The sequence below is a fragment of the Enterobacter sp. RHBSTW-00593 genome (genome assembly GCF_013784105.1).
Classification (GTDB): Bacteria; Pseudomonadota; Gammaproteobacteria; order Enterobacterales; family Enterobacteriaceae; genus Enterobacter; species Enterobacter ludwigii.
The window spans coordinates 3006244-3018683 of record NZ_CP056393.1; the positions used below are offsets into that span (position 1 = coordinate 3006244).

8 protein-coding genes are annotated in these 12440 nt (G+C 55.2%); 5 read left to right on the plus strand and 3 right to left on the minus strand.

The window, feature by feature from the left end; translation table 11 throughout:
• Window positions 1-25: 25 nt before the first annotated feature.
• Window positions 26-2806: a flavocytochrome c gene (locus HV242_RS14300; RefSeq protein ID WP_050737023.1), complete on the minus strand. Its 2781-nt coding sequence runs from the start codon at window positions 2804-2806 to the stop codon at window positions 26-28.
• A gap of 611 nt (window positions 2807-3417) precedes the next feature.
• Between HV242_RS14300 and HV242_RS14305 the strand changes: the two genes are divergently transcribed.
• A complete protein-coding gene (locus HV242_RS14305; RefSeq protein WP_072126457.1) occupies window positions 3418-4926 on the plus strand; it encodes an anion permease in 1509 nt (502 codons plus the stop codon).
• A 55-nt stretch (window positions 4927-4981) separates the two neighbouring features.
• Window positions 4982-6631: a class I fumarate hydratase FumA gene (gene fumA, locus HV242_RS14310; RefSeq protein WP_050737024.1), complete on the plus strand. Its 1650-nt coding sequence runs from the start codon at window positions 4982-4984 to the stop codon at window positions 6629-6631.
• On the opposite strand, the gene HV242_RS14315 is transcribed toward fumA, so the two are convergent.
• The gene (locus HV242_RS14315; protein WP_050737025.1) at window positions 6620-7525 is read right to left on the minus strand and encodes a LysR family transcriptional regulator; all 906 of its coding nucleotides are present in this window, start codon (window positions 7523-7525) and stop codon (window positions 6620-6622) included. The genes fumA and HV242_RS14315 overlap by 12 nt on opposite strands.
• Window positions 7526-7620: 95 nt before the next feature.
• On the opposite strand from HV242_RS14315, the gene HV242_RS14320 reads away from it, so the two are divergent.
• The 3 genes from HV242_RS14320 to HV242_RS14330 all read left to right on the plus strand — a co-directional run bounded on the left by HV242_RS14320 (window position 7621) and on the right by HV242_RS14330 (window position 11312).
• A complete protein-coding gene (locus HV242_RS14320; RefSeq protein WP_063858317.1) occupies window positions 7621-8928 on the plus strand; it encodes a serine hydrolase domain-containing protein in 1308 nt (435 codons plus the stop codon).
• 285 nt (window positions 8929-9213) lie between these two features.
• Window positions 9214-10527: an MFS transporter gene (gene tcuC, locus HV242_RS14325; RefSeq protein WP_044866317.1), complete on the plus strand. Its 1314-nt coding sequence runs from the start codon at window positions 9214-9216 to the stop codon at window positions 10525-10527.
• On the plus strand, window positions 10524-11312 hold the full coding sequence (locus HV242_RS14330; RefSeq protein WP_063858308.1) for a substrate-binding domain-containing protein: 789 nt from the start codon (window positions 10524-10526) through the stop codon (window positions 11310-11312). The genes tcuC and HV242_RS14330 overlap by 4 nt, the downstream gene beginning before the upstream one ends.
• Here the strand turns inward: HV242_RS14330 and HV242_RS14335 are convergent.
• Window positions 11287-12186, minus strand: coding sequence for a LysR family transcriptional regulator (locus HV242_RS14335; RefSeq protein WP_063858307.1), 900 nt, complete (start codon window positions 12184-12186; stop codon window positions 11287-11289). The genes HV242_RS14330 and HV242_RS14335 overlap by 26 nt on opposite strands.
• Between the last annotated feature and the right edge of the window lie 254 nt (window positions 12187-12440).

The window sequence follows — 12440 nt, forward strand, 5'->3', positions numbered from 1 at the left end:
TATCCGGCATACCCTTACGGCTGACTTACGCCCTTTTCGCGCGCATCGCCGCCTGATGTCCGGCAAGCGTACCAAAAATAATGATATCTGCCACCGCGTTACCCCCGATGCGGTTACCACCGTGGATACCACCGACCACTTCACCGGCCGCAAATGCCCCTGGCAGCACGTTGTGGTTGCTGTCCAGTACGCAGGTTTCTGTGTTAATGGTCACACCGCCCATGGTGTGGTGCACGCCCGGCGCAATCTGAATGGCATAAAATGGCCCTTCGTTGATTGGTGCACGCAGCGCGGTCGTACGGCCAAAATCGTCATCGTGCTGTTTTTCAACAAAGCCGTTGTAACGCTCCAGGGTCGCCAGGAAAGCGTGGTAATCCATACCCAGGGCTTCAGCCAGCGCTTTAGGTGAGCTGGCGCTGGTGACAAACCCTTTGGCGATGTACTCATCTGCCGCTTTGTTTTTGGCGCGGACATGCTCATCAAAGACGATGTAAGCGTATTTCTCCGGCAGGGCGATAATTTGTGCAGAGACTTTATCGCGGGTTTCCATCTCGTTGAAGAAACGGTTCCCCTGCTGGTTCACCAGAATCGCCCCGCCACCGCGGATGGATTCGGAAATCAGGTACGAGGTTTTCTGCTCAACGGTTGGGTGGATCTGGATTTCCCCCATATCGACCGTACCGGCGCCAATACGCTCCAGCAGCGCGATACCGCCCCCTGTCGCCCCTTTGTGGTTGGTGGTCACGAAACCTTCCAGGTCAGGACGGTACTTCACCACCATCTGGCTATTGGCGCTGAAACCACCGGTAGCCACAATGACGCTTTTGGTTGCTACGGTAAGGGTTTCGTTTTCTTCCGTGGTCAGACGTACGCCGGTGACTTCGCCGTTCTCGAAGAGAATGTCGCTGACCGACGTATCGAGCATGACCTCGATGTTGCGTTTGTTGACGTTACGCACCAGGCCGCTAATCAGATAGCCGCCCACCGCAGAACCGTCTTTTGGACGGTGAGTACGGTCGATGCTCATCCCGCCGGTGGTGGTGATGTCGTTGAGCATAATGCCGCGGGTCGCCAGCCACTCGATCGCCTGCGGGGCATTTTCCACAAAGCGGCGCAACAGTTCCGGGTTGTTCTTGTTTTTACCGCCTTTCAGGCTTTCCTGATAGAACAGCTCTTTGCTGTCCTGAATTCCTTTCACCCGCTGGAAGCGTGTTTCCGCGGCGTTCATCCCCGCAGACGCTTTAATGGTGTTACCGCCGATGGAGGGCATTTTCTCGACAATCAGCACGCTTGCGCCTTCGTCATGCGCCTGGATTGCTGCGGCCAGACCCGCGCCACCGCTACCGACCACCACAACGTCAACGCTTCGGGTCTCGTTCGGGTCGACACCCTCTTCGGCTGCCAGCGCTTTGCTGGATTTCAGCATGGCTTTAGACACCGCTTTTTTGACCGCTTCACTCTGGCTGGTTGCACCGGTAATGGCATCCACGTGCGGGGTGTTTGCATCCAGAATACGGGTGCGGATCTCTTCGAAGCTGGTGACAAACTCAACGTCCTGGGTCGGGCCAGAAGCCAGTTCAATGTCGGCGATGCGGTCGGTCTCTAGGCTGACGTTAATCACCAGTTCGTTGCTATCGTCCCGAACATTCTCAATAAACATGCCCGGTTTAAATTTCGATTCACCCATGCTCATATCGCGGATCATCGCCTCCACCAGCGAGAAACGCCACAGCGGCTCAGGGATGCTTAGCGCGTCGCGTCGGGTGCTGTCCATAAACAGTTCCAGCGTTTCTCCCGCCGCGATGCGGTCTGTCCAATCCGGATAGGCGATGGTCGCGCGGCCTACGGCGATAAGATCGTAGCCATGTTCCAGCGCCTCGTTCGCATCCGCGGCATTGACCACGCCACCGACGCCCATGACCGGCACCTGCGCCAGCGTGTCAGAACGCATTGCGCGGTATTTTTCGATAAGCGGGGTCGGATCCTGCGTGTCGACAATAGAAGGACGCAGGGTTGCGCCAACGGAGAAGTGCAGATAATCCACACCGCGCGCGGCCAGCTTTTCCAGCAGGTACATGGTGTCTTCAAAGCGGATGCCCGGCTCTTCCAGCTCTTCAGGGGAGAAGCGATAGCCGATGATAAAGGCGTCATCGGCGTACTGGCGCACCATTTTATGGGTGATGTCGAGCACGGCCAGCGGGAATTTCGCGCGGTTATCGCGGCTGCCACCCCACTCGTCGTCACGCTGGTTAGAGTTTGGAGAGTAGAACTGCTGAATCAAATAGGTGTTGGCCCCATGGATTTCAACGCCATCGAAACCCGCCTGAATCGCACGGCGTACTGCTTCACCGAACTTACCGATCATCCCTTCGACTTCTTCCCCCGTCAGGGCAACCGGCGTGGCGGCGCCGTCACGTGGCGCGGCAACGGCACTTGGCCCCACCGGCGTGCGGCCACCGATCAGTTTCGGATCAACCATGCGGCCGCCGTGGTAGATCTGCAGCAGCGCTTTAGAGCCTTTGGACTTAATCGCCTCAGCGATCTTCGCCAGCCCGGCGATTTTCTCGTCGTTATCTATGCCAATCGCACCCGGGAAGGCGAGACCGAGATCGTCAACAAAGCAGCACTCAACAATAATGGTACCAATACTGCCTGAGCGGGCGCGATAGTACTCAACCAGCTCGCTGGTCACCGTACCGTCGTAATAACCGGTACAGGTCGTCATAGGGGCCATTAACAAACGGTTTTTCAGTTCGGTACCATTCGGTAATGTGAAGGGGCTTAGAATACGTTCGTTAGTGCTCATAATAGAAACTCCAAACTTTAAAATTAAGAATTCGTTATCGGGCTCAGTTTTATTTCGATTTTTTATTCCGATGTCATAATACTAATATAATGATTTTTTTAGTTTCTAAAGCTATTACGTTAGTTAAAAAACTATTTAATCCCTTCAATAACATTAATAACACATTGGTGTTAGCAATATTAATTACTCCATTCACAATCCTTTAAACACCGTTAACGTATCAATGACCTTTTCACGATCCCAAGAGACAAAAACAAACCATTAAAAACAAAGAGTTATATGAAAATGGTTATTTGAAATGTTAACAACATTGAGTAAAATCCATATCAAAATAAATAATACCCACATACGCCAGAGTGGTTATTATCAACTGAACAAAAACACCACCGCAACTCTATTTTTTTGATCGCGATCAAGCATCGAGACAGTCAAAGGCGCAATATATAAATATCATCAATTTTTAATTTAGCGCATCAAAAATGCGTTAAGTCGCTATTACTGAAATAGCAAATGCGCACCTTTGGTAACTAAAGAAAATAAAAACAAACTAAAGAAAGCAAATGAATATTTCAGCGCATAACCGAATTCCTGACAACTTAAGACGCGAAACTATGAATACAAAAACTGCTGTAACGCCCCCTGTGGCGAGTCAAGCATCCAACGGAAAGGCAAAACGTCTGCTAATGATGGCATTGCCCATTGTCGTTGCCGTGCTGTTACTGTTTGTTCCGGTCCCGGAAGGGCTTCCTCCTTACGCGTGGCACTACTTCGCTATCTTTGTCGGCGTGATTGTCGGTTTGATCTTCGAACCGCTGCCAGGCGCGGTCATTGGCCTGACCGGCGTCGTGGCGATTGCGCTCTGCAGCCAGTGGGTGTTGTTCAGCCCGGAACAATTGGCCGACCCGAAATTCAAACTGGCGGGTGCCTCCTTTAAATGGGCCGTGAGCGGTTTTGGTAACTCTACCGTATGGCTGATTTTCGGTGCCTTCATGTTTGCCGCAGGCTATGACAAAACCCGCTTCGGCCGCCGTCTGGCGCTGATTCTGGTGAAATATCTGGGTCGTCGCAGCCTGACGCTCGGTTACGCTATCACCTTCGCGGACCTGCTGCTGGCACCGTTTACACCTTCCAACACCGCGCGTAGCGGCGGGACCATCTATCCGATTATCGCTAACCTGCCGCCGCTGTATGGTTCAAAACCGAACGATCCAAGCGCGCGTAAAATTGGTTCTTACCTGATGTGGGTGGCGATCACCGCGGCCTGTATTACCAGCTCAATGTTCCTGTCTGCCCTCGCACCGAACCTGCTGGCGCTGGCGCTGGTGAAAAGCACCGTGGGGATCGACATCTCCTGGGGCACCTGGTTTATCGCATTCCTGCCGCTGGGCGTGCTGCTGATTCTGACCATGCCGCTGCTGGCCTACTGGTTCTACCCGCCTGAAGTTAAAGTGAACAACGAAGTGCCACTGTGGGCGACCCGTGAACTGGAAAAACTGGGCAAACTGTCCCGTAACGAAATCCTGCTGCTGATTTTCGTCTGCTGCGCGCTGCTGATGTGGATCTTCGCCGCCGCGTGGATTGAACCGGCGATGGCTGCACTGTTAATCGTGGGTCTGATGCTGTGGACCGGGGTGCTGGAGTGGAACGATATCACCGGGAATAAAGCCGCCTGGAACACCTTCGTCTGGTTCGCCACTCTGGTTGCGCTAGCGGATGGCCTCTCCTCCACGGGCTTTATTAGCTGGCTGGGTAAAGAAGGCGGTCTGCTGATGAGCGGTATCTCGCCGGGTGTTGCCACCATCGTACTGTTGCTGGCGTTCTACCTGCTGCACTACCTGTTTGCCAGCACCACCGCACACACCACGGCGCTGCTGCCAGCGATGCTGACCATCGCCTCTACCATTCCGGGCATGAATATGGAGGTGTTCGTCCTGCTGATGGTGACCTCCCTGGGTGTCATGGGGATTATCACCCCTTACGGTACCGGCCCTAGCCCTATCTACTACGGTAGCGGCTACCTGCCAACCAAAGACTACTGGCGCCTCGGCACCATCTTTGGTGCCATCTTCCTGGCGGCCCTGCTGCTGATTGGTTATCCGTGGATGTCCATGATGTTCTGATCCCTGACCGCCGGACTACCCCTCCGGCGGTTTTATTTTTTTGGAGCAATACGCTATGTCAAACAAACCGTTTTACTACCAGAACCCCTTCCCTCTTGCACACGACGATACCGAATACTATCTGCTGACCAAAGAACACGTCTCTGTTGCCGAATTTGAGGGTCAGGAGATCCTGAAAGTGGAACCCGAAGCGCTGACGCTGCTGGCACAGCAGGCCTTCCACGATGCCGCCTTTATGCTGCGCCCTTCGCATCAGAAACAGGTTGCCGCTATTCTTAACGACCCACAAGCCAGCGAAAATGATAAATACGTTGCCCTGCAGTTCCTGCGCAACTCTGAAATTGCGGCCAAAGGCGTGCTGCCCACCTGCCAGGATACCGGTACGGCGATCATCATGGGTAAAAAAGGCCAGCACGTCTGGACCGGTGGCGGTGACGAAGCCGCGCTGAGTCAGGGTGTCTATAACACCTACATCGAAGATAATCTGCGTTATTCCCAGAATGCCGCGCTGGATATGTATAAAGAGGTCAATACCGGCACTAACCTGCCTGCGCAGATCGATCTCTACAGCGTCGACGGGGACGAGTATAAATTCCTGTGCATGGCAAAAGGCGGCGGTTCCGCGAATAAAACCTATCTCTATCAGGAAACCAAAGCGCTGATTACCCCGGCGAAGCTGAAAAACTACCTGGTTGAGAAAATGCGTACCCTGGGTACCGCGGCCTGCCCGCCTTACCATATTGCCTTCGTGATTGGGGGAACGTCGGCTGAAGCGACGCTGAAAACCGTTAAGCTCGCCTCAACGCGCTATTACGACGCGCTGCCCACCGAAGGCAACGAACACGGTCAGGCGTTCCGTGATGTTCAGCTCGAACAGGAACTGCTTCAGGAAGCACAGAACCTCGGCCTGGGCGCGCAGTTTGGCGGGAAATACTTCGCCCATGATATCCGCGTGATCCGTCTGCCGCGCCACGGCGCCTCCTGCCCAATCGGCATGGGCGTCTCCTGCTCCGCTGACCGCAACATCAAAGCCAAAATCAACCGCGACGGTATCTGGATTGAAAAACTGGAGCACAATCCGGGCCAGTATATTCCTGAATCCCTGCGTCAACAGGGTGAAGGCGACGTGGTCAGCATCAATCTGAATAAGCCGATGAAGGAGATCCTGGCCCAGCTTTCTGCGCACCCGGTCTCAACCCGCCTGTCACTGAACGGCACCATCATCGTGGCGCGCGACATTGCCCACGCGAAGCTGAAAGAGCTGCTCGACAACGGTGAAGAACTGCCGCAGTACGTCAAAGACCATCCAATCTACTACGCAGGCCCGGCCAAGACTCCGGAAGGCTATGCATCAGGCTCTCTCGGCCCAACCACGGCAGGACGGATGGATTCGTACGTCGACCTGCTGCAGTCTCACGGTGCGAGCATGATCATGCTGGCGAAAGGCAACCGTAGCCAGCAGGTGACCGATGCCTGTCATAAGCACGGCGGTTTCTACCTCGGCAGCATCGGCGGCCCGGCGGCGGTACTGGCACAAAACAGCATCAAGCGTCTGGAGTGCGTGGCCTATCCTGAGCTGGGTATGGAAGCCATCTGGAAAATCGAAGTGGAAAACTTCCCGGCGTTTATCCTGGTGGATGACAAGGGTAACGACTTCTTCCAGCAGATCCAGAATCAGCAGTGCAATGGGTGTTCACAGCGCTGAGTTTTTCCACAACGCCGGTAACAGCGACAGCGTTTCAGCGATCCTCTCTCGCTTGTTGCTTCCCGGCTTCCAGATGGTCACCATCGTCTGACTTATCCCCTGGCTGCCCACTTCGGTGTGCAGCCTTTTTACCTTTTTCCACCCGGTCGGCTGGAAATGCGTCGGTAAAAATCCCCAGCCGCATCCCTGCTCCAGCAGGCCCCGCAACATCTCCAGCTCATTGGTGAAAAGGGTGTGCCCCGAAATTTGCAGACGACGCGCCACCGGCTCATCCGAGGCGGCGTGCATAATCACCTGCGGCACCAGCGACAACTCAAGCAGCGACAGCGGCTGCGTGGCTTCAGCGAACAGCGTGTTGCAGGCGTAGAAATCCATATCGATCGCCCCGAGCGCCCGCCACTCCATTTCATTACCCACACTGCGATTACGTGCCTGGCAAATGCCCAGATCCGCCTGCCCGCTGGCCAGCATCGCTTCAGCCTCATCCCGGGAGGCGCTGACCAGGCTCAGACGTAAATGTCGCTTCGCCATCTCGCCAATCAGCGCCTGCAAAAATGGCCTCGAGGTAAAGGGATCGTAAACCAGCGTGATGTCCTGCGTAGCACGCTCCGGCACCGCGCTGGCAAATGCCTCAAAGGCTTTCACCTGGCGCATCAGCAGGTGCGCCTGCCGTTGCAGCTGCTCGCCCTCAGGGGTCAGACGCAGCGTGCGTCCTTCACGCACAAACAGCCTGTACCCTAATCCATCTTCGAGAAAATCAATCAGGTCGCGCAGCGTCGTACGATCTTTCCCGAGCTTCATCGCCGCTTTTGCCAGGCCACCGTATTCCACCACGGCGGTAAACGCTTCCAGTTGGGCAAAGGAATAAATTACCGTCGACACGCCACTCTCCATTCAGTTTTCGGGGGGAATTTCCCCCATTACGCGTTTTTTATTATAAGCCGCGGGTTCTTAAACTGAAGGCGTTCCTAATCACAGCGAGAAAAATGATGAATTGTCCTTCACTGAACCGCACGCTGCTGGCGGGCGTTGTAATTAGCCTGTGCAGCGGTCTGTTTGCGCCTGTCGCGCTGGCTGCCTGCGACGGTACTGACCTGAACACCTGCCCTGCTCCGTTCGACAAACAGCTTCCTGACACGCACAAGATGCTCACCTGGAGCCAGGCGGATCGCGTGGTCGGCTTTCGGAATGACTACCGCAACTACGCGGGAGATGTGTTCCATCACGGCAACGCCACGCCGCTGCTCAGCGCAGAGAAACCGCTCACTGACGCCCGCTATCAGGTCAACGGCAAGACCTATAACCTGCAGGACTACCTGAAACGTCAGAACGTGAGCGGCATGCTGGTACTGAAAGACGGCAAAATCGCGTGGAAATATCTCGGCGAAGGCAATACGGATACGACGCTCTGGACCTCCCGTTCGGTCGGGAAATCCGTGGTCTCAACGCTGGTTGGCGTGGCTCTCAAAGAGGGAAAAATTCGCTCACTCGACGACCGGGTCACGCAATACGAGCCAGACCTGAAAGGCACCGCCTGGGACGGCGTGACGTTAAAACAGCTGATCACCCACACCTCCGGCGTGGCATGGAACGAAGACTACACTAATTCCGCCTCCGATTTCGCGCAGCTCACCGAGTGTGAAGCGAAACCAGGCACCTATGACTGCGTGCGTAAGCTGGTGTCGGGGCTGAAACGCGAACACCCGGCAGGCCAGCACTGGTCTTACTCCTCCGGTGGCGCCTGGCTGTTGGGTGACGTGCTTGAGCGTGTAACGGGCATGACCCTGGCCGCCTATCTTGAGAAGAGCATCTGGCAGCCGTACGGCATGGCGAGCGACGGTGTATGGCATGCCTACCGTAAAGGTCAGCATGATGTCGGCGCGCATGGCTTTAACGCCACGCTGGAAGACTGGGGACGCTTCGGGGAATTTATCCTGCATAACGGCACACTACCGAACGGTAAACAGCTCCTGCCCGACAACTGGGTGAAAGACGCCTCACGCTGGACGCAGGCTGATGGCTCTGTCTCTGACGCACACCCGACCGGCTTGTACGGCTATCAGTGGTGGAACAACGAAGTGCCCGTCACGGCCACGAAGGTGGTGCCCGCGGCGAATAAGTCGCTGAAAGGCTCGCTCTGGGCGCTGGGGATCTTTGGGCAGATGATCATGGTAAACCAGGCGGAAAATCTGGTGATCGTTCAGTGGTCCACCTGGCCGCAGGCCGAACCGTCGTTTAGCGCACAGCCGCTGGAAGCCTCACTGATGTTCAGTGCGATTGCCAACGCGTTGCGGTAAGTCATCGTTAACAGCCAGGCATCGCCTGGCTTTTGTATTCGCTGCAAACAAGGGTGCCTCTGCGCGATGTCACAAAACGGCAATATCAGTGACTTACCCAAACTGGTGAATAAAAAATCAATTAATTGTTAAGTTGTTGTTACGACAATCACTCCCGATCGACCACGCGCTATTGATGCGTTAAATGCATCAGTCCATGTATTAATTGCGCTTATAAATTTGGGGTTCTTGATCCAGTTTTCAGAAACAGACGAGCAAAACGTCAACAATAAACTGGAGATAACCATGTTTTCCTCAACCTCAACTGCAACCGTTCGCTCGAAAGCGGGCGCGATACTTCGCGTGACGTCCGGCAACTTTCTCGAGCAATTCGACTTCTTCCTCTTCGGCTTTTATGCGACCTACATCGCGCATACCTTTTTCCCGGCGAGCAGTGAATTTGCTTCCCTGATGATGACGTTTGCCGTCTTCGGCGCAGGATTTTTAATGCGCCCCATCGGGGCAATCGTACTGGGTGCCTATATCGACAAGGTTGGGCGCAGAAAAGGACTCATCGTGACCCTGTCGATTATGGCGGCGGGTACCTTCCTGATCGTGCTTATTCCGTCTTATCACAGCATAGGTCTGTGGGCACCGTTACTGGTTCTGACTGGCCGACTGTTGCAGGGGTTTTCTGCCGGAGCGGAGCTGGGTGGCGTATCGGTCTATCTGGCAGAAATTGCCACGCCTGGCCGCAAAGGTTTTTACACCAGCTGGCAGTCCGGCAGCCAGCAGGTCGCGATTATGGTTGCGGCAGCCATGGGTTTTGCGCTGAATGCGCTGATGGCAGAGAGCGCCATTCGTGAATGGGGCTGGCGTATCCCGTTCCTGGTCGGCTGTTTAATCGTACCGTTTATCTTTTTCCTGCGCCGCAAGCTGGAAGAGACAGAGGAGTTCAACGCACGCCGCCATCATCTGGAGATGCATCAGGTCTTTAAAACCCTGCTCGGTAACTGGCAGGTGGTCATTGCCGGCATGCTGATGGTGGCAATGACCACCACGGCCTTTTATCTGATCACCGTTTACGCGCCGACTTTCGGGAAAAAAGTGCTGATGCTCAGCGCTTCGGACAGCCTGCTGGTCACGCTTCTGGTGGCAATTTCCAACTTTATCTGGCTGCCAGTAGGCGGTGCGCTGTCGGACCGCTTTGGGCGTAAACCGGTGCTTATCGCCATGACGCTGCTGGCTCTGGCGACGAGCTACCCGGCACTGACGCTGCTGGCGCAGGCACCGAGCTTCTCAATGATGCTGAGCGTCCTGCTGTGGCTCTCTTTCCTCTATGGCCTGTACAACGGTGCGATGATCCCGGCGCTCACGGAGATCATGCCTTCTGAAGTTCGCGTGGCGGGGTTCTCTCTAGCCTACAGTCTGGCAACGGCGGTATTTGGGGGGTTCACGCCGGTAATGTCTACCGCGCTGATTGAATATACCGGGGATAAAGCCTCTCCCGGCTACTGGATGAGTTTCGCCGCGGTATGCGCCCTGCTGGCAACGCTCTACCTGTACCGTCGTCGTGCAGTGACGCTGCAAAATACCGTGAAATCAGAGGGGGCGGCATGAGACTGATTCCTCGACTGACCACCAGCGCGTTGATACTGACCATCCTGAGCTTCAGTGCCGCAGCGAAAGAGGTGACGGTCATGATCTCAGGCGGTTTTAAAGCCGCCCTTGAAAAGCTGGCACCGGAATATGAACGCCAGACCGGAGATAACATTGTGCTCATTCCCGGCCCGTCTATGGGAACGACTCCGCAGGCAATTCCTAACCGGCTTGCGCGCGGGGAAAAAGCCGACGTGGTGATCATGGTGGGCGATGCGCTGGCAACACTTGAAAAGGACAACCTGACTCAGCCTGGCTCGCGCACGGAACTTGCGGACTCCCCTGTCGGTATGGTGGTAAAAAAAGGCGCTGACGTCCCGGATATCAGTAACGAGGCGAAACTTCGCCATACGCTGCTTCAGGCGGAGTCCATCGCCTACTCCGACAGCGCCAGCGGCAGATACGTCAGCCAGACGCTGTTCAAAACGCTGGGGATTGAAAAAGAGGTGATGGGTAAAGCAAAGAAGGTTGAGCGCATTCCCGTCGCCGAAGAAGTGGCGAAAGGGAAATACGCGGTAGGTTTCCAGCAGGTCAGCGAACTGCTGCCGATTCCGGGAGTGACGTTTATTGGCAAACTCCCGGACAACCTGCAATACATCACCCGCTTTGCTGGCGCCGTGACCCGCCACGCCGACCATCCTGGCGAAGGGAAAGCGCTGCTGGATTACCTTTCCTCGACACAGTCCAGCGCCGTGATTCGCGACACGGGGATGAGCCCCGTCACGTCCCGCGGTACTGCTCAGTAATGTGTTTTTCCAGTTCAGCCGCAATGTAAGACTGGATACGCCCCCGGCGTCGGATAAGCCCCACAGTGCGTTTCACCTCCGGCGCCACGAGCGGGACAGACGTCAGTAGCGAGTGCTCTGACGTCGGCATCGACATGGCGGGCACGGCAGCAATGCCGATGCCCGCCTCTACCATACCGAGCATCGTGGTCACATGGCGCGTTTCGCAAACGCTGGGACGCGCAGGCACGATATCCCCCAGCATCTGGTCGAGCAGGTTACGGTTGCCTGACGTTTTGTCGAGGATGATATAGTCCTGCTGATAAAACGCCTGCCACGTCAGGTGAGTCTTTTTTGCCAGCGGGTGATCGCGCCTGCACGCGGCGACATAGCGATCTTCCACAAGGGGGAAAAACTCGATTTCAGAGGGCAAACTCCCGGCGAAACAGATCCCGAAATCCGCCTGGCTACGGGCAACCGCGTCAATGACATTCCCCGCGCTACTGTCGATGAGCTTAATCCGGACACGCGGATAACGGGACTGAAAGCGACGAATGACATCCGGCATAAAGTAATAGGCCGCAGACGGTACCGTAGCGACGGTAATCAGCCCGGTCCGCTCTTCACTCACTTTATCAATATCAGCCAGCATGGACTCAACGTTATCGAGCAACTGCGCTGAACGTTCAGCAAAGTTCTGCCCGTACAGTGTCAGAGCCACGTGGCGGGTGGTCCGGTCAAACAGCTTCGCTCCCAGCGCCGCCTCCAGTTTTTCAATCCTGCGGCTCAGTGCTGACGGGGACAAACAGATAGATTCAGCAGCAACCCGAAAGTTGCCGTATTCCACTAACGCTCTGAAAGCATAAAGATCGTTAAGGTCAAAATTTACGGGCATAGCGTCTGAATGTCCTGTCTGGCAATACGAACGAAAGTCAAAAATAATAGCGGCTTATTGTCCTGCCGCAACCGGTGAAGCGCCGAAATCCCTTAAGGAGTTGGTTTTCACGCTGACCATAATGGGGTAAGTGTCATAAGATTAGGCTTCGACTGAGTTCACAAAATGAAGGTGATACCAGCAAACCGCTATCCACCGTTACGTACGAAGTGATAGTTTATCCAGGCTGGAATTGAAGCAATGACCGAATGTCT

Bases quoted from the DNA above. Each gene is read 5' to 3' on its own strand.
- HV242_RS14300 (WP_050737023.1), bottom strand. From the start codon at position 2,806: ATGAGCACTAACGAACGTATTCTAAGCCCCTTCACATTACCGAATGGT.
- HV242_RS14305 (WP_072126457.1), top strand. From the start codon at position 3,418: ATGAATACAAAAACTGCTGTAACGCCCCCTGTGGCGAGTCAAGCATCC.
- fumA (WP_050737024.1), top strand. From the start codon at position 4,982: ATGTCAAACAAACCGTTTTACTACCAGAACCCCTTCCCTCTTGCACAC.
- HV242_RS14315 (WP_050737025.1), bottom strand. From the start codon at position 7,525: ATGGAGAGTGGCGTGTCGACGGTAATTTATTCCTTTGCCCAACTGGAA.
- HV242_RS14320 (WP_063858317.1), top strand. From the start codon at position 7,621: ATGAATTGTCCTTCACTGAACCGCACGCTGCTGGCGGGCGTTGTAATT.
- tcuC (WP_044866317.1), top strand. From the start codon at position 9,214: ATGTTTTCCTCAACCTCAACTGCAACCGTTCGCTCGAAAGCGGGCGCG.
- HV242_RS14330 (WP_063858308.1), top strand. From the start codon at position 10,524: ATGAGACTGATTCCTCGACTGACCACCAGCGCGTTGATACTGACCATC.
- HV242_RS14335 (WP_063858307.1), bottom strand. From the start codon at position 12,186: ATGCCCGTAAATTTTGACCTTAACGATCTTTATGCTTTCAGAGCGTTA.